Origin of the sequence: Kitasatospora sp. NPDC056731, from assembly GCF_040687675.1 — a bacterium.
GTDB lineage: Bacteria > Actinomycetota > Actinomycetes > Streptomycetales > Streptomycetaceae > Kitasatospora.
The window spans coordinates 119,401-141,949 of the sequence record NZ_JBFBNR010000012.1; the positions used below are offsets into that span (position 1 = coordinate 119,401).

25 protein-coding genes are annotated in these 22,549 nt (G+C 72.5%); 10 read left to right on the plus strand and 15 right to left on the minus strand.

The features are described 5' to 3' along the window. Positions 1–46 precede the first annotated feature (46 nt). From AB0R04_RS15065 to AB0R04_RS15100, 8 genes are all read right to left on the minus strand, one after another. A complete protein-coding gene (locus tag AB0R04_RS15065; protein ID WP_363371247.1) occupies positions 47–1,141 on the minus strand; it encodes an exo-alpha-sialidase in 1,095 nt (364 codons plus the stop codon). A gap of 138 nt (positions 1,142–1,279) precedes the next feature. Beyond that, on the minus strand, positions 1,280–2,722 hold the full coding sequence (locus AB0R04_RS15070; protein WP_363371248.1) for an NAD(P)/FAD-dependent oxidoreductase: 1,443 nt from the start codon (positions 2,720–2,722) through the stop codon (positions 1,280–1,282). Then, positions 2,719–2,949, minus strand: coding sequence for a hypothetical protein (locus AB0R04_RS15075; RefSeq protein ID WP_363371250.1), 231 nt, complete (start codon positions 2,947–2,949; stop codon positions 2,719–2,721). Before AB0R04_RS15075 ends, AB0R04_RS15070 begins: the two co-directional genes overlap by 4 nt. Before the next feature lie 164 nt (positions 2,950–3,113). Continuing rightward, complete coding sequence (locus AB0R04_RS15080) at positions 3,114–3,848, minus strand: alpha/beta hydrolase (RefSeq protein ID WP_363371251.1); 735 nt, start codon at positions 3,846–3,848, stop codon at positions 3,114–3,116. A 402-nt stretch (positions 3,849–4,250) separates the two neighbouring features. Then, complete coding sequence (locus AB0R04_RS15085) at positions 4,251–4,640, minus strand: thioredoxin domain-containing protein (RefSeq protein ID WP_363371252.1); 390 nt, start codon at positions 4,638–4,640, stop codon at positions 4,251–4,253. Between the two features lie 176 nt (positions 4,641–4,816). Next, entirely contained in the window at positions 4,817–5,539 is a 723-nt protein-coding gene (locus tag AB0R04_RS15090) for a hypothetical protein (protein WP_363371253.1), read from the minus strand. 85 nt (positions 5,540–5,624) lie between these two features. Continuing rightward, the gene (locus AB0R04_RS15095; RefSeq protein ID WP_363371254.1) at positions 5,625–6,137 is read right to left on the minus strand and encodes a DUF1990 domain-containing protein; all 513 of its coding nucleotides are present in this window, start codon (positions 6,135–6,137) and stop codon (positions 5,625–5,627) included. Further along, a complete protein-coding gene (locus tag AB0R04_RS15100) occupies positions 6,134–6,976 on the minus strand; it encodes a YndJ family protein (RefSeq protein ID WP_363371256.1) in 843 nt (280 codons plus the stop codon). Before AB0R04_RS15100 ends, AB0R04_RS15095 begins: the two co-directional genes overlap by 4 nt. 167 nt (positions 6,977–7,143) lie before the next feature. On the opposite strand from AB0R04_RS15100, the gene AB0R04_RS15105 reads away from it, so the two are divergent. Both AB0R04_RS15105 and AB0R04_RS15110 read left to right on the plus strand, forming a co-directional pair. Further along, positions 7,144–7,413 carry a DUF1876 domain-containing protein gene (locus AB0R04_RS15105; RefSeq protein WP_063346968.1) on the plus strand — a complete coding sequence of 90 codons (270 nt, stop codon included), beginning with the start codon at positions 7,144–7,146 and terminating at the stop codon, positions 7,411–7,413. Beyond that, entirely contained in the window at positions 7,410–7,613 is a 204-nt protein-coding gene (locus tag AB0R04_RS15110; protein WP_363371257.1) for a hypothetical protein, read from the plus strand. The genes AB0R04_RS15105 and AB0R04_RS15110 overlap by 4 nt, the downstream gene beginning before the upstream one ends. 86 nt (positions 7,614–7,699) lie before the next feature. On the opposite strand, the gene AB0R04_RS15115 is transcribed toward AB0R04_RS15110, so the two are convergent. Then, on the minus strand, positions 7,700–8,140 hold the full coding sequence (locus AB0R04_RS15115; RefSeq protein WP_363371258.1) for a PPOX class F420-dependent oxidoreductase: 441 nt from the start codon (positions 8,138–8,140) through the stop codon (positions 7,700–7,702). Positions 8,141–8,691: 551 nt separating this feature from the next. Between AB0R04_RS15115 and AB0R04_RS15120 the strand changes: the two genes are divergently transcribed. Next, positions 8,692–9,336, plus strand: a complete 645-nt coding sequence (locus tag AB0R04_RS15120) for a hypothetical protein (protein ID WP_363371260.1) — start codon at positions 8,692–8,694, stop codon at positions 9,334–9,336. Between the two features lie 153 nt (positions 9,337–9,489). Here AB0R04_RS15120 and AB0R04_RS15125 read toward each other — a convergent pair whose 3' ends face one another. Then, positions 9,490–11,019, minus strand: coding sequence for an MFS transporter (locus AB0R04_RS15125; RefSeq protein ID WP_063346964.1), 1,530 nt, complete (start codon positions 11,017–11,019; stop codon positions 9,490–9,492). Positions 11,020–11,190: 171 nt separating this feature from the next. Continuing rightward, positions 11,191–11,868, minus strand: coding sequence for a TetR/AcrR family transcriptional regulator (locus tag AB0R04_RS15130; protein WP_363371261.1), 678 nt, complete (start codon positions 11,866–11,868; stop codon positions 11,191–11,193). A gap of 196 nt (positions 11,869–12,064) precedes the next feature. Here AB0R04_RS15130 and AB0R04_RS15135 point away from each other — a divergent pair, with 196 nt between their 5' ends. Further along, positions 12,065–12,673, plus strand: coding sequence for a Uma2 family endonuclease (locus tag AB0R04_RS15135; protein WP_363371263.1), 609 nt, complete (start codon positions 12,065–12,067; stop codon positions 12,671–12,673). A 120-nt stretch (positions 12,674–12,793) separates the two neighbouring features. Then, positions 12,794–13,582, plus strand: coding sequence for a VOC family protein (locus AB0R04_RS15140; RefSeq protein WP_363371264.1), 789 nt, complete (start codon positions 12,794–12,796; stop codon positions 13,580–13,582). Positions 13,583–13,585: 3 nt separating this feature from the next. Here the strand turns inward: AB0R04_RS15140 and AB0R04_RS15145 are convergent, their stop codons facing one another. Together AB0R04_RS15145 and AB0R04_RS15150 are read right to left on the minus strand one after the other, a co-directional pair. Beyond that, positions 13,586–14,083, minus strand: coding sequence for a hemerythrin domain-containing protein (locus AB0R04_RS15145; protein ID WP_363371266.1), 498 nt, complete (start codon positions 14,081–14,083; stop codon positions 13,586–13,588). 144 nt (positions 14,084–14,227) lie between these two features. Continuing rightward, positions 14,228–14,824, minus strand: coding sequence for a TIGR03086 family metal-binding protein (locus tag AB0R04_RS15150; RefSeq protein ID WP_363371267.1), 597 nt, complete (start codon positions 14,822–14,824; stop codon positions 14,228–14,230). Between the two features lie 183 nt (positions 14,825–15,007). Between AB0R04_RS15150 and AB0R04_RS15155 the strand changes: the two genes are divergently transcribed. Both AB0R04_RS15155 and AB0R04_RS15160 read left to right on the plus strand, forming a co-directional pair. Further along, positions 15,008–15,577: a DoxX family protein gene (locus AB0R04_RS15155; RefSeq protein WP_063346958.1), complete on the plus strand. Its 570-nt coding sequence runs from the start codon at positions 15,008–15,010 to the stop codon at positions 15,575–15,577. Positions 15,578–15,890: 313 nt separating this feature from the next. After that, a complete protein-coding gene (locus tag AB0R04_RS15160; protein ID WP_363371269.1) occupies positions 15,891–18,119 on the plus strand; it encodes a M9 family metallopeptidase in 2,229 nt (742 codons plus the stop codon). 109 nt (positions 18,120–18,228) lie between these two features. Here the strand turns inward: AB0R04_RS15160 and AB0R04_RS15165 are convergent, their stop codons facing one another. Continuing rightward, positions 18,229–18,990 (minus strand): PP2C family serine/threonine-protein phosphatase, encoded by a 762-nt coding sequence (locus AB0R04_RS15165; protein ID WP_363371271.1) that lies wholly within the window; start codon positions 18,988–18,990, stop codon positions 18,229–18,231. Positions 18,991–19,148: 158 nt separating this feature from the next. On the opposite strand from AB0R04_RS15165, the gene AB0R04_RS15170 reads away from it, so the two are divergent. Continuing rightward, a complete protein-coding gene (locus AB0R04_RS15170; RefSeq protein WP_363371272.1) occupies positions 19,149–19,874 on the plus strand; it encodes an LLM class flavin-dependent oxidoreductase in 726 nt (241 codons plus the stop codon). Between the two features lie 715 nt (positions 19,875–20,589). Here AB0R04_RS15170 and AB0R04_RS15175 read toward each other — a convergent pair. Next, positions 20,590–20,751 carry a hypothetical protein gene (locus AB0R04_RS15175; RefSeq protein ID WP_363371273.1) on the minus strand — a complete coding sequence of 54 codons (162 nt, stop codon included), beginning with the start codon at positions 20,749–20,751 and terminating at the stop codon, positions 20,590–20,592. A gap of 162 nt (positions 20,752–20,913) precedes the next feature. Between AB0R04_RS15175 and AB0R04_RS15180 the strand changes: the two genes are divergently transcribed. Then, a complete protein-coding gene (locus AB0R04_RS15180) occupies positions 20,914–21,882 on the plus strand; it encodes a hypothetical protein (RefSeq protein WP_363371275.1) in 969 nt (322 codons plus the stop codon). A gap of 329 nt (positions 21,883–22,211) precedes the next feature. Beyond that, the gene (locus AB0R04_RS15185; protein WP_363371277.1) at positions 22,212–22,457 is read left to right on the plus strand and encodes a helix-turn-helix transcriptional regulator; all 246 of its coding nucleotides are present in this window, start codon (positions 22,212–22,214) and stop codon (positions 22,455–22,457) included. Positions 22,458–22,549: the final 92 nt, after the last annotated feature.

The following is a 22,549-nucleotide window of genomic DNA, read 5'->3' on the forward strand; positions in this document are numbered from 1 at the left end:
TCCGCCGCCATGGTCGACGAGAGCGCGCCCGGGGGCAACCGAATTGTCAGGCCACCACCGCGGCGCGGACGCAGAGCACGTCCGGCAGGTGGGAGAGCAGCGGTGACCAGCTCTCGCCCTCGTCGTGGCTGCCGTAGACGTCGCCGGTCCGGTTGCCGAAGTAGATCCCGGCCGGTTCGGCGTCGTCGGTGCGCAGCGCGTCGCGCAGCACGATGCCGTAGTGGTCCTCGCCGGGCAGGCCGTCGGCGAGCGGCTGCCAGCTGGTGCCGCCGTCGGTGGTGCGGAAGACCCGGCACCGGCGGCCGGGTGGGATGCGGTCGTCCCCGCCGCCGAGCGGGAACAGGTAGGCGGTGTCGCCCCGGCGCGGGTGGGCGGCGACGGCGAAGCCGAACGCGGCGGGCAGCCCGTCGGCGACGGAGCGCCAGCTCGCGCCCCAGTCGTCGCTGCGGTAGACGCCGCCGTGGTTCTGCAGGTACAGCCGGTCGGGGTCGACGGGGTCGGGGGCGATCTTGTGCACGCACTGGCCGAACTCGGGGTACTGGCCCTCCTCCGGGAGGAACTCGGCGCGCAGACCGGTGTTGGCGGGCTCCCAGCTGTCGCCGCCGTCCTTGCTGCGGTAGACGCCGCCGGTGGAGACGGCGACCAGCAGCCGCTGCGGGTCGCGCGGGTCGGTGACGACGGTGTGCAGGCCCTGGCCGCCGTAGCCGGCGCCCCAGTCGGTCCGGTGCGGGTGGTTCCAGAGCGACTCGACCAGGCGGAAGGTCTCGCCGCCGTCCTCGGAGCGGAACAGCGCGGCGGGCTCGGTGCCGGCGTAGACGACCCCGGGGGCCTCCGGGCCGGCCGGCTGGAGCTGCCAGACCCGGGTGAGCGAGGCGCCGGTGGCCTCGGGGAAACGGATCGCCGGCTGCGGCGGCTCGTACCAGGTGGCGCCGAGGTCGTCGGAGCGCCAGACGGACGGCCCCCAGTGGCTGCTGTCGGCGCCGACCAGCAGCCGGGTACGGCCGTCGCGGCGGTCGATGGAGACGGAGTAGATCGCGTTCATCCGGAAGTGCGGCCCGCTGAACTCCCAGTCCAGCCGGTCGCGGCTGCGGCCGAGAAAGAGGCCCTTCTCGGTTCCGACGGCCAACAGCACTTCGGTCATGCCCACACCACCTGGTGACGAGTACGGCCCCCCGGGACGGCCCCCGCCGCCCAGTGTCCCGCCGTCCACCGGCGGCCACATCTCGCCGCGCCCACTCACCCGGAAGGCTCTCTCGTCAGGAAGGCCCGTCCGCCCGGCTCATCCCCGGCAGCCCTCCAGCAGCCGCAGCCACACCTCGCTGATCGTCGGGTAGGAGGGCACGGCGTGCCAGAGCCGGTCGATCGGCACCTCGCCGACCACGGCGACGGTCGCCGAGTGCAGCAGTTCGGCGACCCCGGGGCCGACCAGACAGGCGCCGACCAGCACCTCGCGGTCCAGGTCGAAGACCACCCTGGCTCGGCCGCGGTAGTGGTCGCCGTACAGCGAGGCCCCGGCGACGGCGCCGAAGTCGTGGTCGACGGCCTTGACCCGCAGCCCGGCCCCTTCGGCCGCCGCAAGGGTCAGTCCGACGGCGGCGACCTCCGGATGGGTGAACACGACCTGCGGCGCGCCCGCGCTGTCGGCCGACGCGGCGTGCGCGCCCCAGCGGGAGGTGTCCAGCGCACGCCCCTGGGCGCGGGCCGCGATCGCCGAGCCCGTGATCCGGGCCTGGTACTTGCCCTGGTGGGTGAGCAGCGCCCGGTGGTTGACGTCCCCGACGCCGTACAGCCACTCGCCGTCGACGCCGAGCACGGTGCAGCTGTCGTCCACCTCCAGCCAGCCGCCCGGCTTCAGCCCGACCTGCTCCAGCCCGACGTCGGCGGTGCGCGGGGCCCGTCCGGTCGCGTACAGCACCTCGTCCACGGTCAGCCGCTCGCCGTCACCGAGCGTCAGGACCACCGGCCCGGCGCCGTCCGCCCGCTCCAGCGCGGTGGCCTCCGTCCCGAACCGGAGGTCCACCCCGGCCTCGCGCAGGCCCTCCGCGACCAGCTCGCCCGCGAACGGCTCCATCCGCGGCAGCAGGTGGTCGCCGCGCACCAGCAGTACCACCTCGGAGCCGAGCGCCCGCCAGGCGGTCGCGAGCTCGACCCCGACCACGCCGCCGCCGACCACCGCCAGCCGCCCGGGCACGGCCGGAGCGGCGGTCGCCTCCCGGTTGGTCCACGGGTGGGCCTCCGCCAGCCCCGGCACGCCCGTGGGCAGCACCGGACGGCTGCCGGTGCACACGGCGACGGCGTGCCGGGCGGTGAGCACCCGCTCGGTGCCGTCCTCGGCCTCCACGGTGACGGTCCGCACGCCCGCCAGCCGGCCGTGGCCGCGCACCAGCTCGATGCCGGCGTCCCGCAGCCACTGCACCTGGCCGTCGTCGTTCCAGTGCGAGGTGAAGGAGTCCCGCCGGGCCAGCACCGCGGCCGGGTCCAGCCGCCGGCCGCCGACCGCCTCCCGGGAGCCGCCCACCGCGCGGGCCTCGGCCAGCGCGGCCACCGGGCGCAGCAGCGCCTTGCTCGGCATGCAGGCCCAGTACGAGCACTCGCCGCCGACCAGTTCGGCCTCCACGACCACCGTGCGCAGCCCGGCGGAGGCCGTCCGGTCGGCGACGTTCTCGCCGGTCGGTCCGCCCCCCAGGACGATGACGTCGTACTCCTCGGCGGTGCTGGTCATACCCGGTCCTCCGTGGTGTCGATGGCCACCCCGGCCCGCAGGGCGAGGGTGACGGGCGTGTGGTCGCGGACGTCGAGCAGCCGGGCGCGCCGGGCGTCGTCCAGCGCGTCGTCCAGGGCGCCGGTGAGGGCGGCCTTCCGGGAGGTCGGCCCGTGGCTGCCGTTCGTCTCGTACCCGAGCCTGGCCCGAACGGCCTCCAGCGGCCACTTCTCGCGCTCCGCGTGCATCCGCAGGGGCTCGCTTTCCCGTGGGATCCGGCCCCCGGCCGGACGGGCGCCGGGCCGTGTGCCCGGCGCCGTGCCCATCCTGCGACGTCGACGGGGCTTCGCGCAGACGAACCCGCAGACGAACGCGCGGACGAACCCGCCGACGGATCCGGGCCGAGGGCGGGTCAGAGCGCCGCGAGCTCGGCCAGCACCGCCGCCGTGTCGGCCGGGCGGGAGAACATCGGCCAGTGCCCGGTGGGCAGTTCGCGCAGCTCCCAGTTCGGCCCGTCGAGCCCGGCGAACCACGGGTGCCCGGCCGTGATCATCGCCTGCACCTGGGCGAGCGGGAAGGAACAGGTCACCAGCGCCTGCGGCAGCGCGGCCGAGGCGCCCGTCAGCCGCAGCCGGTCCCGGTACGCCCCGGCCGGGTGCGGGGTGGCCCGCTCGCGGATCCGGGCGAGCGCGGCCTCGTCCAGGCCCTCCACACTGGCGCCGTCGGCGGCGAGGTCGGCCCAGGAGGGCATCGGGAGGCGGCCGTCGACCACCGAGGCGTCGGCCGCCGCGCGGTGGTCGGGCTGCCAGAGGTCGTACAGCGAACCGCCGTCGATCATCGGGCCGCTGTCCAGGTAGACCACCCGGCGGATCCGCTCCGGCATCCGGTCCGCGATGCCGCCGGCCGGGACGCAGGCGCCGCTGTGCGCGACCAGCACCACCTCCCACAGGTCCTCGCGGACCAGCAGGTCGGCCAGCGCGGCGATGTGCTCCGCCAGCCCGATCGGCTCGGCCTCGCCCGCGCGCTCCGCCAGCCCGGGCAGCGTCACGGGGTGGACGGTGTGCCCGTCGGCGCGCAGCGGCCCGGCGACCTCCTCCCAGGCCCAGGCGCCGAGCCAGAAACCGGGGACCAGTACGAACGTGCTCATGGTGGATCGCTCCTCGCGGTCGGGCGGGATCTCCGTCGCCGACGACCCTAGGGCGTGTCGTCAAACCCCCGCCTGCGCGCCGACGCTCCCCCAGCCTTCGGCCGGGAGGTACCCCCAGGGCACAAACGCACCTCGCGGCGTTGTCGTCGGTCGCCGATGGCCCCCAGCCTCCGGCCGGGAGGTGCCCCCACCGCATGGACTCCCTCCTCCGCCTTGCGATGCACGCACCCCAGCGCCGCCACGCCCGCCCTCCGGGCGGACGACGGGGGTTTGACGACACGCCCTGGGACCGACCCCGGCCGGACTTCGCCCGGATTTTCGCCCGGATTACTGAGCGACCGGGCCCGGGGAGTCACACTCCCCGGGCCCTCGGACAAGCGGACGTCCGGACGCCCGGACGGGTCAGGCCTGGCCCTCGGCCGCCTGCTCCTGGGCCACCTTGCGCTTCACCTCGGCCATGTCCAGCTTCCTGGCCTGGCCGATCAGGTCCTCGAACACCGACTCCGGCAGCGCACCGGCCTGCGAGAACACGAGCACGCCCTCACGGACGATCGCCAGCGTGGGGATCGACTGGATCCCGAACGCGGAGGCCAGCTCCTGCTGCGCCTCGGTGTCCACCTTGGCGAAGACGAGGTCCGTGTGGCGCTCGGCCGCCTTCTCGTACACCGGGGCGAACTGGCGGCACGGCCCGCACCACCCGGCCCAGAAGTCGATGAAGACGAAGTCCTGGCCCTCCGGGCCCGGGACGATGTCGTCGAAGTTCTCCTTGGTCAGCTCGACCGTGCTGCTCATCTCGCGATTCCTTCCCTTCCGGAGGCGGCGCTGCCGATCACGTGCTCGCGACAACCGTGCGCCCCGACGGGGTATTCCGGAGCCGCCCGCGCCGAGGCTGCCCGCGCCGAGGCTGCCCGCGCCGCAGCCGTCCCCACCGGTAGCCGCCCCCCGCCGGTTCAGCGCCCGGGCGCCGCTCACGGCGTGGAGCGAAAACCCCACGGGTGGGAGACCTGGTACGCCGCCAGCCGTTCGATCCGGGCCGGCCCCTGCACGCCGGGCCAGCGCGGGTTCGGAGTGCCGTCGCCGGTCAGGTGCTCCCGTCGCCAGATGCCGTTCCAGCCGACCCGCAGGGCGGGCTCGAAGCTGTGCCACCGCCCGCACGGGCACGGCTGCCGCACCCAGGCGCAGGTCCGGCAGAGTTCGGCCAGGCCGTGGCCGGTCGAGCGCGACAGCACCGGCCCCTCGTCCCCGCAGGCCGGGCAGCCGGGCAGTACGGCGCCGTCCAGCAGCGCGTTCTGCCGCCGGACGTAGTCGGGCAGCCGCAGCGGCGGGTGGAGGAAGGGGTCCGCCCGCCAGGCCGCGTCCGGTGCGCCCCACCAGGGGCGGTTCCACCACACCGGCTCGGACGGTTGCCGCTGCCCGGCCCGCTTCTCCGCCCGGCGCCGCGCCGCGTACTCCTGCGCCCCGGCCAGCCACAGGACCCGTGCCTCGTGCAGCTCCTCCACGGCCCGCACCAGCGAGTCCGGGTCGGCCTCCAGCAGCCGGGGCATCCGGGCGCTGAGCGTGAGGTGGTGGTAGGTGGCCCGGAAGCCGTACGGCGCGAAGCAGGTCAGGCAGGTCCGCAGGGCGTTGAGCCGCCGGCGCGCCGGCAGCCGCTCGTCGTGCACCCGGGCCCGGTGGGTCAGGAAGCTGGTCACGGTTGCCCTGCGGCGACATCGAGGGCCGGCTGCATGCGTATCACCGGGTGATCATCCCGGACGGCCCGCCCGTCGGGCCAAGGCATTACCCCGCGTCCGCCGCGATCCGGGCCAGGACCCGGCCGCAGCGCCGGGCGAAGGCCCGCTGCGCGAGCGGCAGCAGCGGTCCCGCCAGCCGGGCGTACCGGGCGACCGGACGGCTGAAGGCGGTCACGCTGAACCAGACCGCCCCGTCCGCCTCCAGTTCGACCAGGAACGTTTCTTCGCCGCACGCCAGATGGCCGGCCCGGGTGCCGTAGGTGAAGCCGTACCGGTCCGGGCCGTCGACGGTGGCCAGCACCCGGTTGGGGGCGCCGGCCCGGAGCGGGCCGACGCCGATCGCGCAGTGCACGGCGACGCCGGGGGCGGCCCGGTCCGCGTCGGCGTCGATCCGCACGCCGGCCAGCCGGTGCATCCGCCAGCCGAGCAGGGCGGCCCCGGCCACCTCCAGGGCGGGGCGGCCCCGGCCGACGAGCGCCCGGTGCCGCAGGTGGCGGTACCCGCCGGGCAGGTGGCCGGTGGCGCTGGCGCCCTGCTCCGGGTAGCTGAGGTCGGTCATCGGTGGTCCTCCGTGGTGGTGATCCGGCGCCAGGCGAGCAGCGAGCAGAGCGCGAAGCCGAGCGCGTTGCCGACGCCGTGGGTGGCGGCCATCCAGGCCAGGGTGGGGTGGGGGAGCCCGGACGCCTGGCCGAGGGCCCACCACAGGGCGAGCAGCATGGTGAGGGCGAGGACGGCCGAGGAGGCGGTGAGCAGCCGGGCGGTGACCGGGTCGGCGGCGCGCGGCCGCAGGTCGCGCCAGGTGACCAGGCCGACCAGCCACATCCCGGTGGTGAGCACGCAGGCCCCGGCGAACTGGACCCAGGTGCCGAGGAAGTACCCGGCGAGCACCAGCAGCGTCCCGGCCGGCACGCTGAGCGCGGCGCAGCGGGCGGCGCCGGAACCCGCCCGGGTGCTGCGGCAGACCAGCCCGGCGACGAGGGCGGCGGTGAATCCGGCGTAGTGGAAGTGCGGGACGGTCAGCGCCAGGACGTGCGGTTCGAAGCCGAACAGCGGGTAGCCGGAGCGCTCGGCGACCAGGGCGGTGCCGGCCACCGCCGGGGCGGCGAGCGCGGTGAGGACGGCGAGTTCGGCGGGCGCGAGCGAGCGGGTCCGGCGCAGCCGTAGCGGCGCGTGGAGGGCGACGGCCAGGGTGCCGAGCGCGTAGAGGGCGGCGCTGCCGGTGGCGAGGCCGCCGCGCGGGAGCCACAGCGAGAGCGCGCCGGGGACGGCGGCGAGCGGCCAGAGCCGGCGGACGCGGGCGAGGCCGGGTTCGCCGATCAGGGCGAGGCCGAGCGGGACGACGGCGCCCATACCGAGCAGGACCAGCAGGTTCACCAGCTCTGTTGTGCCCTTGCCCATGCCGGAAGCACCTCCTTGAACGTGTTCAAACCTTGGTCGTGGACGACTCTACGCCGCAGAGTTGAACGCGTTCAACTTGCCTCCGGTCCGCCTGCCCTGGTGTTCACGGTGGGTGCGGCGCACTCTGGAGGAGTAACCGGAGGAGTAATCGATGGAGGTGATCCGCCATGCAGACTCTGGTCGGTTGGCACATCGAGATGGAGTTCCGCGAGGACGGCCCGCGCACGACCGCCGCGGCCATGCTGCGGCTGCGCGACGGCAGGGAACTACGGGCCCACGGCTACAGCAGCCGCCACCCCTCGGACCCGGAACAGCTGCGGGTTGGCGAGGAGATCGCGGGGGCCAGAGCGCTCAACGACCTGGCCTCGCAGCTGCTCACCAAGGCCCACGGCGAGATCCAGGAGGTCAGCCCGGTCCCGACCCACCCGTTGACGTGAGCGCCCCGCACCCGGACGGCGGCCACGCCGGCGGCCGGGAGCACCGTTCGCGCATCCCGCTGATCTGCCCGCGCTGCGGGCACGAACAGCGGGTCGTGCCCGGCGGCCCCGACCGGTCGGTCAGGGTCGTGCACCTGGCGACGGGCCGGGAGGCGTGCGAACCCGGGGACCTGGCGAAGGCACCGGACGACGGGCCCTGAGAGCGGTCCCCGCGAACAGCGCCGGGGGGCCGGGCAAGTCCGTGCCCGGTCCCCGGCCCTCGGCGCCACCAGGTCGCCCGACGGAGTCAGTTGACGCAGTACGTCGTCGGCAGCTGCCACTCGGGCCCGACCAGCCGCTGCTCCAGCTCGTTGAGCGTGATCCGGATGCCGACCGTCCCGGCCAGCCCGACCCGGAACCGGCTGCGGGCCAGCACGATCAGCGCCGTCAGGCCGTACTTGTTGATCAGCGAGGTGCGGTAGCGGGCGGTGTCGTCCGGGTCGCAGAGCCGTGCGCGGGCCGGCACCGGGCGTCCGGTCGGGCGCCCGTGGGCGTCGCACGGGCCGACCAGCACCCGGGGGTGGCGCCGGATCCGTTCGGCCTCGCCGGAGTGGGCCGGGGTCCAGACGCCGAGCGCGGTGCCGTCGGGCACCACCCAGATCTGCGAGTCCTGGCGGGTGCCGTCCTCGCCGAAGGTGGTGAGCAGGAGGTATCTGTTGTCGGCGAGCTGGTCGGATCGGTCGTGCATCTGTCCTCCCTCTGGCGTGGGGGCCGGGGCCGCGGGTCAGTGCCCGTGGCCCTCGGTGATCTCGCGGCACTCCTCGGCGGCGGGCTCGGCGATCCGGGCGTGTTCGCCGTGGAATCCGCGGGACAGCCGGGCGCGGTTGCGGGTGAGCGCGCCCGCGCTCCGGGCGACTCCATTCTCGTCGACGGGGGCCGCCAGTTCGAGGGGGGCAGGGCTGCCCGTGTGCGATCGGCGCCTGAACGGTCAAGAAGGACGAGCCGATCCGCAGGGCGGGCTACGACCGACTCGGTGACGGCGGACCAGAAGCCGACGCTGCGGCCCACCGTGTCCCACCAGCTGTACGGCTTTTCGCCCATCGTGACCCGACGGGTGTACGAGACGACCTACTACTACGACGATGGGGGACGGTGGCCAAGACGTGGGGGACCGTCTACGTCAGCAACTGGGCCCCGGTCCTCTACCAACCCGGGGCACCGGTACAGGACATCAGGGAGCTGTGGCAGTGCTGGACCGATCGTGACCCAGCACCGCTTGACAGGGGTCGAAGGAGGGGAATGAGCTGCGCGAGGGGTATCTCCGGGAAGCTTCGCGCCGTTGTCGCGGGTTTGGCGTTCAGCGCCTGCGCGTGCACCACGGTGTCCGGGCAGACCGGCACCGGCGCCGGGGCGACTCCCGCGCCGACGGTGTCGGACCGGTCCGGCCAGATGACGCAGTTGATCCTGCAAACGGCCAAGGAGAGAGGGACGGCGCCTGCCGGTGACGCGTTCACGGAGCTTCGGTTCAGCAACGGCTACGGGCCGGAGCTGATCTGGCAGGCGGAGAAGACCGGTGACATCTGTACGGCTTCGGATCGGGTGCTGTCCCGAGGCTGCGTGCCGCTCGCGGAGATTGCCAAGCGGCCGACTCCAGGAGTCGGCACCTTCATCGGTGCCAGCCTGTTCGAAGGCAACTGGTCGGTGCTGTTGATGGCCAACGGTGAAACGGTCGATCGCCTCTCGTGTCAGGGGCGGGACTTCCCGGTTCAGGCCGGGTACTCGATTCCCGTGGACGGCGTGCTCCACACCGTCTACGCCGTCGCCATCCCCAGGAACCTCCAGGGCCGGTACCGGGTGGCCGTCCAGCGGGACGGCCAGTCTGCCGAGGAGCGACTCGACGTCAACATGGAGGAGAACTACGGCAACGCCGCTGTGCAGTGCTGAGCGGCCGACCGTGACCCTGCGGTGCCCCGCCTTGTCGTCTGCCGGGTGGGGGTGGGGCCAACGCCCGGCCCCGGAAACGGCGAGCGGCCCGCCCGGCGCCCCAGGAAGGGGACACCGGACGGGCCGCGTACGCACCCGAGTAACCCGCAGGCGTCAGTGCACCATCACGGGCACCTCGTCGTTCTTCGCCGCACCGGCGCCCGAAGCCGACGCCGCGTCCGGGCGACCGGCGTTCACGAGGGTGAAGGCGATCGCGGAGGCCGCCACCAGGATCCCGAAGGACACCCAGATCGCGGTCGTGAAGCCGTGCACCATGCCCTGGAACTGCAGGGCCTGGGCGGCCGCCGGCGACGTGGCCGCCGCGGCGGTCGCGTGCGAGGCCAGCCAACTGGTGGTGGCGCTGGCCGCGATGGTGTTCAGCAGCGCGGTGCCGATGGCGCCGCCGACCTGCTGCGAGGTGTTGACCATCGCCGAGGCGACGCCCGCGTCGCGCGGCTGGACGCCGTGCGTGGCCAGGCTCATCGCCGGCATGAACGCGGTGCCCATGCCGAGGCCCATCAGGACCAGGCCGGGCAGGATCAGCATCGGGTAGGAGGTGTCCAGACCGATGTTGCTCAGCAGCAGCATGCCGATCGAGGCGACCAGGAAGCCGGGGGCCATCAGGAACCGCGCCGGGACGCGGGTCATCAGCCGGGCGCCGATCTGGGTCGAGCCGGTGATCATGCCCGCCACCATCGGCAGGAACGCGACGCCGGTCAGCACCGGGCTGTAGCCGCGCACGAGCTGCAGGTAGTAGGTCAGGAACAGGAACAGGCCGAACATGCCGATCACAGCCAGGCCGAGCGACAGGTACACCCCGCCGCGGTTGCGGTCCAGCACCACGCGCAGCGGCAGCAGCGGGGCCTTGACCCGGCGCTCCACCAGGACGAACGCGGTCAGCAGCACGACGGCCGCGACGAACAGCCCCAGCGTGCTGGCGGCCGTCCAGCCGCTGGACTCGGCGCGGGTGAAGCCGTACACCAGCGAGACCAGGCCGGTGGTCACCAGCAGCACGCCGGGGACGTCCAGCCGGTTGCGGTTGCGGCCCTCGGCGGGCTCGCGGATCACCAGGACGGCGCCCGCGGCGGCGACGATGGCGAACGGGACGTTGACGAAGAAGGTCCAGCGCCAGTTCATGTACTCGGTCAGCAGGCCGCCGAGGATCAGGCCGATCGCGCCACCGCCACCGGCGATCGCGCCGTAGATGCCGAAGGCCTTGGCGCGCTCCTTGGCCTCGGTGAAGGTCACCGCCAGCAGCGACAGCGCGGCCGGGGCGAGCAGCGCGCCGAACACGCCCTGGAGGGCGCGGGCGCCGAGCAGCATCGCGGTGTTGGCCGCGGCGCCGCCGAGCGCGGAGGCGAGTGCGAAGCCGGCCAGGCCGACCACGAAGGTCCGCTTGCGGCCCCAGAGGTCCGCGATCCGGCCGCCGAACAGCAGCAGGCCGCCGAAGGCCAGCGCGTAGGCGGTGATCACCCACTGGCGGTTGCCGTCGGAGATGCCCAGGTCCCGCTGGGCGGACGGCAGGGCGATGTTCACGATGGTGGCGTCCAGGACGACCATCAGCTGGGCGAGGCCGATGAAGATCAGCGCCTTCCAGCGCCGGGGATCGGGCAGCGTCGCCGCTCGGGCGTCGGTTTCAGGCATGGAGGTACTCACTTCGGGGTGCGTGGCGTGCGACAAGGGTCGACCGCCGTACGGGGACGGCTGGTCGCCGTACGGGGCGTCGGTGCGGGGCGTGCGGGGATCAGCTCCTGGCGGGCCGGTGGTCGGCGCGGTCCGGAGGGCGGGTCGGTCGGTCGGGGTACCGCTGGTGGGTCAGTGGTGGGGTTGGAAGTCCTCGAAGGTCGCGGCCCGGCCGGGCAGCACCGAACGGGCCGGCGTGCGCAGCCCGTCCAGGAACAGCTGCAGGTGCCGGTGGACGAAGTCGTCGAGCAGCCGGCAGGACGTCCCCGGCAGCGGCCGGGTCAGCTGGCTGATCGCGATGAACAGGTCGCCGTGGTCGACGTCCGCCCGCAGTTCACCCGCCGCCCGGGCGCGCTCCATCAGACCGCTCACGGCGGCCGTCAGGCGCTCGCGGGCCTCGGTGAGGTCCGGGTCGAACGGGTCGACGTGGCTGGTGAACATCGGGCAGAGCGCGCCGAGCTTCTCCGCGACGGTCGCGTGCGCGAACCGCTGCAGGGCGTCGAACGGGACGCCGTCAGGGGCGTCCGCCTCGACCGTCGCCGTCTCGGCGAGGGCCAGGATACGGTTCTTGACGAGCAGCGCCACCTCGCGGACCAGCGCCGAGCGGTCCGGGAAGTTCCGGTACAGCGTGGCGTTGCCGACCCCGGCCCGCTTCGCGATCTCGTCCAGCGGCACGTCCGCGCCGTGCTCGACGAAGGCGTCGCGAGCCGCCAGGACGATCCGCTCCCGGTTGCGGGTCGCGTCAGCGCGCAGCTTGGGCGCACGGACGGTCTCCACGGGTCGGACCGGCTCGGTGGCGGCGGTGGTCACGGCGACTGCTCCTTCAGGATACCGGGGAGGTTCTCCCCGCTTCTGCCTACGAAAGACCAAACGGGGATTCCCTCCCCGGAAATTTCGCCTTTCGATGTGACCTGGGTCACATTTCCCGCGCCGCTCTTCCGAGCCACCCGCAACGCGCCCCCGGCCCGGACCGGCGCTGTCGGATCGTGGCTCTACGGTCACAGACATGAGCCCCGACCCAGGAATGAGCGTCGAGATCGACGGCCCCGACCGACCACAGCTGCTGACCGAAGAATTCGAGGAACTCGCCCGGCTCGCAGCCCGCACGATCGAAGGTGTCCGGTTGGAGTTCCTCAACGGGAGGCTGGGAGTCAAGCCCCTGCGGGACGGCAACCACGGCCGCGTCCTCGAATGGCTGGTCCGCAGCTGCCTCCAGGCGCGGCCTGAGCTCTGGCTGCACAGCCATGGCCTGAGGGTCCAGGGCGCCCGAGGCGGCCGCGCGCACCCGGACGGCATGCTGGCCCCCTCCGAGGCCCTTACCGGGCAGGGGGAGTGGGTGAGCGCGGACGAGGCACTGATGGTTGCCGAAGTCACCTCTTACGAATCCGTGGCCGACCATCGCGTCCGCGTCGAGAAGCCGCGCGCCTACGCCGAGACCGGCATCCCCGTCTACCTGTTGATCGACCGCGACTCCGCCGAGGTCACCGTCTACAGCCAGCCCGACGGCGTCCGTTACGAGACCGCGCAGATCCTCCTGTTCGGCAAGACCGTCCACCTCCCCGAGCCGGTGGGGATCTCGCTGGACACCGAGCCGCTCAAGAACTGGGTGCGCTGATCCCGGCCATGCCTCCCGGAACGCGCTACGCCCATCACCCTAGGCTGTGGGCGTCCCGGGCGGCCGGTGGGTCGTGGGAGTCGGGAGGGGCCCGGCGGCCGGGGGGCGAGGAGGTCCGCGATGGGCAGCGGTGAGACCGCCAAGGTGCGCTGCGTGGCGGCCGTTCCGTGCTGGGTGAGCCTGACGGCCCGGGACCTGGAGGGGGCGAAGGCGTTCTACGGGCCGCTGCTCGGCTGGGAGTTCGAGCCGGGGCCGGACCGCTTCGGCCCGTACCTGCACGCGGTGACCGGCGGGGAGGCGGTGGCCGGGCTGGGGGTCGCGGGCAGCGACTGGGCGATGCCGGTGGCGTGGACCAGCTACTTCGGTACGGAGAGCGCGGACGAGGCCGCCGACGCGGTGCGCGAGCGCGGCGCGACCCTGGCGGTGGGCCCGCTGGCCTTCGACGCCGGGCGGGTGGCCTTCGCGGCGGACCCGGCCGGGGCGGTGTTCGGCATCTGGGAGGGCCCGCTGGGCCGGGCCCGGCGGCTGGACCTGCCGGGCGCGCCGGTCTGGATCGAGCTGCGCACGCCGGACCCGTTCGCGGCGGCGCTGTTCTACGGGCAGGTGTTCCGCTGGGACGGCCGTGACCCGGAGCGGTTCGACGTCCGCTGGGAGCACGACCGGGTGGTGCTGCGGGCGGAGGGCCACAGCGTCGCCGCGCTGGCGAGGGAGCAGGCGGGCGGTGCGGCGGGGCTGTCGCCGCACTGGGAGGTGTCCTTCGCCGTTCCGGACGCGGACCGGGCGCTGGCCCGGGCCGTGGAGCTGGGCGGTTCGGCGGTGGGGGCCGCCTTCGACTCCCCGTACGGGCGGGTGGCCCGGTTGCAGGACCGGGAGGGCGGCCGCTTCGCGGTGATCAGCCCGAAGAACTGACGTTCACGGCCCCGCTGCGCCCGCTTCGGCAGGCCCGGGGCCCTCGGCGTCCTCGGCGGTTTCCGCGCGTTCGGCCCGCAGTCGGTCGCCGAGCGCGGCTCGGGAGGTGGCGGGCAGGGCCTTGCGGGCGGCCGGGAAGAGCTGCTTCTCCTCGACGGCGAGGTGGCGCCGCAGGGTGTCGGCGAGGCCGCGCAGCAGGGTGTCGAAGGCCGGGTCGGCCGGGCCGAGGCCCTGGAGGTCGGAGAGGTACTGCCCGATCGCCAGGTGCTCGTGGATGCTGCCGAACACCAGCGCCCCGCCGTCCGGCACGTCGTGCTGCACGAGCGGGAAGAGGTGTTCCTCCTCGGCCGCGCAGTGGGTGAACAGCAGGTCGGTCAGCCGGGCCAGCAGGTCGGTGCGCTCGGCGGCGCCGGCGGGCGTCCGCTCGATCCGGTCGAGCAGCTCGGTGACCGCCCGGTGGTCGGCGGTGAACTCGCCGAGGATGTCCGGCCTGCGGCTCATGGCGTGCCCGCCTCTCGCACGGATCGCGGCCCCCGCTCCTTCCAGTATCCGGCGTCGGGCACCACGCCGGTCGCCGCAGGTCAGGGCCGGTCGCGCCACGCCGGCCGCCGGAGATCAGGCCGGTCGCGCCGCACCCCAGCCGTGTCAGGGCCGGTCGCGCCGCCCGGTGAGGGCGAGCAGGCGGGTCTGCGGGCCGGCGTCGTCGGGGACGGGCAGGGGCGGGTCGAACAGGCCGCTCCCGGAGAGGTCCCCGTAGCCGGCGAACTCGCCGAGGGCGAAGTCGACGAGTTCCGCCGGGAGCCGGGTGTGCCGTCCGATGGCTTCGGCGAGGTCCCAGCTGTGGATGACGAGGTCGGTGGTGAGCTGGTCCAGGTAGTACTGCCCGGTGACGTCCCCGAAGGAGAGGTGGACGGTGAGTTCGGTGGCGCCGGGGACGGCGAAGGCGTCCCGGGCGGCGTCGGCGGCTTCCGTCCAGGCGGTGACCGGGTCGTCGCCGAGGACGTCGCCGTCGAAGCGGCCGCCGACCTCGGAGATGGTGGCGCCCATCAGCAGTTCGGGGATCCACAGCTGTTCGCCGGTGAGGTGGTTGACGAGCTCGCGGACGGACCAGTCGGCGCACGGGGTGGGGGCGTCCCACTGGCGGGGGGTGGTCAGCCGGACGCGTTCGCCGAAGGCGGCGAGGGCCCCGGGGTAGGGCGTGCCGGGTGTCGTGGTCCGCCGGTGCTGCCTGCGTTGAGCCATGTTTCCACCCTGCCCCGGGCGGGGTCGGGCCCGCGAGTTGTCCACGATCCGTCAGTTGTTCAAATTCGAACTCCAAGGTACGGTCGAGGAGTGGCCGGTTCAAATTTGAACAACAGCCGCGGGACGACCCGCCCGGCCGCGCCACCACACCCCTACGACCGATCCCGATCGATGGAGACGCGCATGCCGAGCAGCAGCCCGAGCACGACCGCCCCCACCACCACCGTCCTCCCGGGCCGGGCGACCCCCGACTCCGCGACGACCTCCCCGCACGCCTACGACGCCGGACTCCTGCTCCTGCGCCTGGCCCTCGGCCTGACCATGGCCGCGCACGGCAGCCAGAAGCTGTTCGGCTGGTTCGGCGGCGGCGGGATCGACGGCACCGGTCAGTTCTTCACCATGAGCGGCTACCCGGCGGGCAACGCCATGGCCGTGGTCGCCGGCCTCACCGAGACGCTCGGCGGACTGGCCCTCGCCGTCGGCCTGCTGACCCCGCTGGCGGGTGCCGCGATCGTCGGCACGATGGTCAACGCGATCGCCGTCACCTGGGGCGGCGGCTTCTTCGCCCCGAAGGGCAGCGAGTACGAGCTGCTGCTCACGGCGGGTGCCGCCGCGCTCGCCCTGACCGGTCCGGGCCGCTACGCCGTGGACCGCTTCCTGCCGGTGCTGCGCGCGCACCGGCTGGCGTACGGCGCGGCGGCGGTCCTGGTCGGCCTGGTGACGGCCGGTGTGATCCTGCTGCTGCGGAAGTAGTAGAGCGGGGCGTCAACCCCCAAGCGCAGGGGCCGTGTCGGCGATTCGCCGGCACGGCCCCTTCGTCGTTCCCCCGCGAATCGCTCACATGAGCGGGGCTACCCAACGTCATGTGATGTGTGCCATGGTACATGTCACACTCCCCACCGTGTGTACGACGGAACCGCCCACGAGGCGCCGTCGCCAACGGTCCTCACCACCCCACCGGTCGCACCCCCAATGCGGCCGACGACGGCCCGGAGGCCCCCACGTGAGTTCCGCGCGTCTGCTGCGACTCCCGCAGCTGGCAAGGCTGTTAGTACTCGCCCTGACCATGTTCCTGACGATCGGCCTGTTCGCCCCACAGAGCAAGGCCGCCCCCGCCGCCGCCCCCGGCGGCGCGTCCGCCCCCACCACCCCCGCCGGACCGGCGCCGCAGCCCGCCGCAGGCGCCCCCGAACGCGGCCACGCCGACCGGCAGTTCGCCTCTGCCGACCAGCGGGCCCCGCTCCCGCTCGACACCCGGCCGGCCGAGGCCCGGCCGACCGCCAAGGCCTTCGCCCTCGGCGCGGCGGCCGCACAGCCCTGCAGTGTCGGCGACTTCACCGGCCGGACGGGCGGCGACCTGGTCCAGCACATCAAGGCCGCCGACATCCAGTGCATCAACGGGCTCTTCCAGCTCACCGGCGCGGACGCGAGGGGCGCGTTCCGTGAGGAGCAGATGACCACCGTGGCGTACGCGCTGCGCGACGCGTCCGGCAGCTACCCGGGCGACAACTCGACCTCCGTCGAGCAACTGGTGCTGTACCTGCGCGCCGGGTACTTCGCGCAGTGGTACCACAAGGACGACGTCGGCACCTACGGCACCGCCCTCCAGACGGCGATCCGTTCCGGGCTGGACGCCTTCTTCGGCGGCGCGCACGTGCGGGACGTCGCCGCGGGCAACGCACCCATCCTGGGCGAGGCCGTCACCCTGATCGACAGCGCGCAGGAGAACATCCGCTACCTCCCGGTGGTCAAGCAGCTGCTGAACGACTACAGCAGCGCCACCTGGAACCCGGCCGGCATGGCCTGGGCGGTGAACCCGGTCTTCACGGTGCTGTTCCGCGGTCACCAGGTGAACGGCTTCGACGCGGCGGTCGAGGCCGACCCGAGCGTGCTGGACGCGCTGTCCGCCTTCGCGACCCGCAACAACGACCAGCTCGGTGGCGACTTCGGCGTGCTGGTCTACAACGCGGCCAAGGAGCTGACCCGCTTCCTGAAGGACACGGCGCTCCAGCCCAAGGTCCGTCCGCTCGCCAAGTCGCTGGTCGCGCAGTCCGCGCCGAACGGTCGCACCGTCTACCAGTGGGCCGCGGTCGCGGACGGGGTCGGCTACTACGACGCCGCCAACTGCGCCTACTACGGCACCTGCAACGCCTCCGACCAGCTCAAGGCGGGCGTGCTGACGGTCAACTACACCTGCAGCCCGAGCATCAAGCTGATCGCCCAGGCGCTGGACAACACCCAGCTGGGCACCGCCTGCACCAGCCTCACCGGCCAGGACGCGTACTTCCACTCGGTGGTGCGCGACAACGGCCCGGTCAAGGACGACAGCAACACCACGATCGAGGTGGTGGTCTTCCACTCCTCCCTGGACTACCAGGTGCTGGCCGCGGCCATCTACGGCATCGACACCAACAACGGCGGCATGTACCTGGAGGGCGACCCGGCCAAGGCCGGCAACCAGCCGCGCTTCCTCTGCTACGAGGCCGAGTGGGCCCGCCCGTCGTTCGAGATCTGGAACCTCAACCACGAGTACACCCACTACCTCGACGGCCGGTTCGACATGTACGGCGACTTCAACGCCGGCATGACCACCCCGACCGTCTGGTGGGTCGAGGGCTTCGCCGAGTACATCTCGTACTCGTACCGCAAGGTGACCAACGACGCCGCCATCGCGGCCGCCGCCCGGCACACCTACAAGCTGAGCGACCTCTTCGACACCGCCTACGGTGACCAGGACCGGGTCTACCGCTGGGGCTACCTCGCCGTCCGCTACATGCTGGAGCAGCACCGCGGCGACCTGGACTCCGTCCTCGCCAAGTACCGGGCGGGCGACTGGGCCGGCGCCCGCACCCTGCTCAAGACCACCATCGGCACCCGCTACGACGCCGGCTTCGACAGCTGGCTGACGGCGTGCGCCAACGGCGCCTGCGCCTCCGACGGCGGCACGCCCACCCAGCCGCAGCTGCCGGAGTGCGCCGGCACCGACATCCGCAAGCTGGACGCCAACTGCGCCCGCAGCAACATCGCGGCGACCACCGGCAACTACGCGCACTTCTACCTCCTGGTGCCGGCCGGCACCAAGCAGGTGAAGGTCACCACCAGCGGCGGCACCGGCAACGGCGACCTCTACTACAACCCGGCCTCCTGGGCGTACACCGACGCCAGCACGGCGCACTCGTCGGGTCCGGACAACTCCGAGACCCTGACGATCACCAACCCGCCGGCCGGCTACGTCTACTTCAGCCTCTACGCCCAGCAGGGCTTCAGCGGGGTGAGCGTCACGAGCGAACTCTGACCGGACGCTCGTCGAGCGACCGAAAACGGACAGGTGACCGCCCCGGCGGAGCGCTTCGGCGCCCCGCCGGGGCGGGTCCGTTCCCGCCGGAGGCTCGGCCGGACCGGGCCTATTCGCCGATCCGGACCAGCGCCAGAGTGATGTTGTCCGGCCCGCCGGCCGCGATCGCCGCCTTCCAGAGCTCGAACGCGGCCCTCCCGTCGGCGCGGTCGGAGCCGTCGTGCGGCCGGGCGAGCAGCGCGGCCAGCTCCTCCTCCGGCACCGGGTCGGTCAGGCCGTCGCTGCACACCAGGTAGCGGTCGCCGGCGGCCAGCGGTGCGGCGCGCACGTGCGGCTCGACGAAGGTCAGCCCGAGCGAGCCGCCCAGGGTCTGGGTGACCACCGAGGTGGTGCGCCGGCCGGGCGGCAGCGGCGGGCTGTCGTCCACGCTCACCCGGTGCAGCCCGTCCGGGGCGACCTGGTAGACCCGGCTGTCGCCCACGTTGAAGGACACCGCCCGGCCGGGCAGCAGCACCAGGCCGGCCACCGTGGTGCCCATCGCGGCCAGCTCGGGTTCGCCGGCGGCGGCCGCGTACACCGCCCGGTTGCAGTCCTGGAGTTCCTCCCGGACGGCCTCCTCGCTGTCCAGTCCGGCGCCGTCGGCGGCCAGGCGGCGGGCCACCAGGGCGCTGGCGACCTCGCCGCCGGGGTGGCCGCCCAGGCCGTCCGCCACGGCGACCACGCAGGGCGGGCCGAGCGGGAACAGCAGGGTCTGCGGGTTGCCGGTCACGGTGGCGCAGAGTGTCCACGGCCCGACCGTGAGGCTGTCCTCGTTGTGCTGCCGCACCAGGCCCTCGTGGCTCAGCGCGCTCACCGCGATGTACGTCGCCATCGGTTCGCCGCCCTTCCGGAGTTCCTCCCTCAAGTGTGGGCGGGAATAACGATCCGCACCCGGATGCTAAGGAGGTTGAAAGTTTAACGATCCGCCCCGAGAACCCCGTGCGCCCCGAGCGCCCGGGCGAGGGGCCGACCTGGAGTGTGGTGAGCAGCATGCAGTTCGGAATCTTCACCGTCGGCGACGTCACCCCCGACCCGACCACCGGCCGCACCCCGAGCGAGCACGAGCGGATCAAGGCCATGGTGGCCATCGCGCGCAAGGCCGAGGAGGTCGGCCTCGACGTCTTCGCGACCGGCGAGCACCACAACCCGCCGTTCGTCCCGTCCTCGCCGACGACCATGCTCGGCTACATCGCCGCGCAGACCGACCGCATCATCCTCTCCACCTCGACCACGCTGATCACCACCAACGACCCGGTGAAGATCGCCGAGGACTTCGCGATGCTCCAGCACCTCGCCGACGGCCGGGTGGACCTCATGATGGGCCGCGGCAACACCGGCCCGGTCTACCCGTGGTTCGGCAAGGACATCCGCCAGGGCATCCCGCTCGCGATCGAGAACTACGCGCTGCTGCACCAGCTCTGGCGCGAGGAGGTGGTGGACTGGCAGGGCCGCTTCCGCACCCCGCTGCAGTCCTTCACCTCCACCCCGCGCCCGCTGGACGGCGTCGCGCCGTTCGTCTGGCACGGCTCGATCCGCAGCCCGGAGATCGCCGAACAGGCGGCTTTTCGAAAACAGGGGATGGTAAGGGGATGGTACCGAAGCACAGATGAGCCCCCGCCCGGAAGGGGCGGGGGCTCATCTGCGTCTAGGCGATGGCCTTGGTCAGCGACCTCCGAAGGCGGCCGGCCAGTACCTGCAGTTCGCGGCGGTCCATGACCGCCAGGTTCGCCTCCTCTGCACCCTGCAGCTCGAACTGCTGCCAAGAGGGGATCCCCGCGAGGCTGAACATGTCGGACAGGGAGCTACGAAGGTGCTCTACGAGAAGGACTAACTCGGCTGGCGTTAGCGCGGCGAGTGCCTCGTCTTGCGCGGCCGCCAGGTGTGTCCGCGCCGACTCGATTCGCAGGGAAGCCATGATCGACAAGGGGGTCCTGTGCGTGACGCTCTGCGGCTCGGGTCGCTCGGCGACGGGAGAGGGAAATTCTATGACTGCACGTGCCGCACGCATGTTCAGGGACAGTCCTTGGTCAGCTGAGGGCCGGGTCGCCGGAGGGCCGCGGCAAGGGAATGCCGAACGATGCCTTCAAGTCCGCGCCAATAGGCCCGAGTTCCGGTTGGCCACTCTGAAGGACGATGTGCACGGCAGCGTCGAGGGTAAGGTCGCGGCCAGTACTCCCCGATACTCCGAGAATGGGGCCTGGGCGCGGGTGTCGCCGTGGTTTTCAGCCGGTGCGGTTGTGGATGCCTGGCGACCGTGACGGCTCCGGAGCGTTTGAGTGCTGCTGTGCGGCGGGTTCCGGGCAGCGGTGAGGCCCGTGGGACTTCAACGGCCTCATTGCCCCGTGTAGCGCCCGATTGTGCCGGGCAGCCCCTGTAGAGCTCAAGGGTCCGGCCGGTCGAAGAGCAGCCGCCGGCCGGGCCTGCTGGCGTCTCAGCCGCCCCAGTTGGTGTCGTTGACGACGTAGGAAGCCGTGGGTGTCGGGGTCGCCGCAGGGGCGGGGTCCGGCGTGGGGGCCGCGTGTGCGGCGCCGGCCAGGCCAACGAGGGCTGCCGCAGCGGCGGCAACGAGGGCCATCAGGGCCTTCTTGAGCATGGTGAACTCCTTAGCTGGGCGGCGGACTTAGGGCAACCAGGCCGGGAGGGGTGGGTTGTTGAGTGCTCACCAATCCGTTGTAACCATCTCGCGTGATTCGGTTGTGTCGCAAGGGTTCCCGTGGTTCATTTTGATGCAGGTTCACTTGAGTGAAGGTTGAGTATGTATAAGTCGGACAACCCGGGCAGGTTTGAGATCAGCCGGGACGCCAGAGACGTTTACGTTCGATTCGTTGCCACTGGCGAGCCGATTCGCGAAGAGGACGGGGGGGCCCGTAGCGAACTTCTCAACCTCGGCCTGCTGCGGGATGACCCAGTGAATGGAGTCACAGCCGTCGACCCGAGCTATGTCGGCGCCCAGTGGGAGGCGTCGTTCCACACCTGGGCCGCCGGAATGCTCACGGAGGCTGCGGCCATCCCTGACGTCCTGCGCGACTTCCGGGACGCCTTCGACAACCGGGCAACAGATGCCCGTGCCGGCGTCATGGAGCTCCTACGCGGGTCGGCAGCGATCAATGCCCGCCTCGGCCAGGTTCTCGCCGGGTGCGCGCAAGAACTGCTGGTATGCCAACCCGGCGGTGAGCGCCGCCGGGAGATCCTGGCCGAGACCAAGGACCGAGACCTTGGCGTGCTGCGGCGTGGCGTGATCATGCGGACGCTGTACCACGCGAACGCCCGGTCTGGATCGGCCGCGCATGAGTGGGTTCGCGAGATGACGGCGGCGGGTGCGGAAATTCGTACCCTCTCCGAGCCGTTTCAGCGGATGATTGTTATCGACCGCCAGATCGCGGTCATTCCAGGAGACACCATTCTGGCCACGAGCAAGGACGCACTGGCCTACATAGTCCATGACCGGGGCGTCGCCGGGTTCCTTGCTGAAATCTTCGAACGGGACTGGGCTCGCGCCGAGACCTGGGCCGGTGAAACTTCTCATGGAAAACTCACTGACCGGCACGAACACATACTTCGTGAATTGGCCCAGGAGCGGGATTACGAAGCCATCGGCAAGCAGCTTGGCGTCAGCAAGAGAACCGTTGCTCTGCTCGTAGCAGAGATCAAAGAAATCTATGGCGTAGAGACCCTGTTCGGTCTGGCTTGTGCTTGGCGAGACGAGCAGTCGTCAAGGCTCTGAGTGTGGGTCGGCATCCGCTGCCTGACGAAGAGCGGCGGCCAGCAGGCGGACGGTCGCTGCTGGGGTGGAGCCGAGCTGGACCAGGGGATAGCCCGCAGCAACGCCTGCCACATCCAGGCCGAGGGCTGGCAGCGTGATCCCGTGCAACGTGCAGGCCTCGCGAAGGTCGTTCGCGGCGGCCTCCGCTTCGGCGCGTGGTGGCAGAGTCATGGTTCACTCCGATTTCCGTCCCCCCGGATCTCGGCGGGTCGAGTGTATCGAACGTGTGAGCGATCAAATAGTGGCTTTGGTATGCAGACTTTCGGTCATGGTCCCGCCAGCGTCAAGGGGTGCCAACCCCTCGCCAACGTCAACCCAACGCCCGTCAACTGCAGGAACGTCGCGAGGTCGGCGATCGGATCAGGTTCTTACGTCGCCAGCAGAGTGTGAGTCAGGAACGACTGGCCGAGATGATCGGCCGGGACCGGCAGTCCGTGTCCAACTGGGAACGCGGCGCCACAGCACCCACCCTCGACGACCTCGGCGCGATGGCCCGCGCTCTCAGCGTCCCAACCTGGCGCCTGCTCTACGGGTAGATCCTGGCTAGCCGAACCGCCGTACGGCTGGCCAGGAAGTTCACCGGGAATGGCGGCGCGGGCGTGGCTCGCGCGGGCGGCCCGGGCACCCC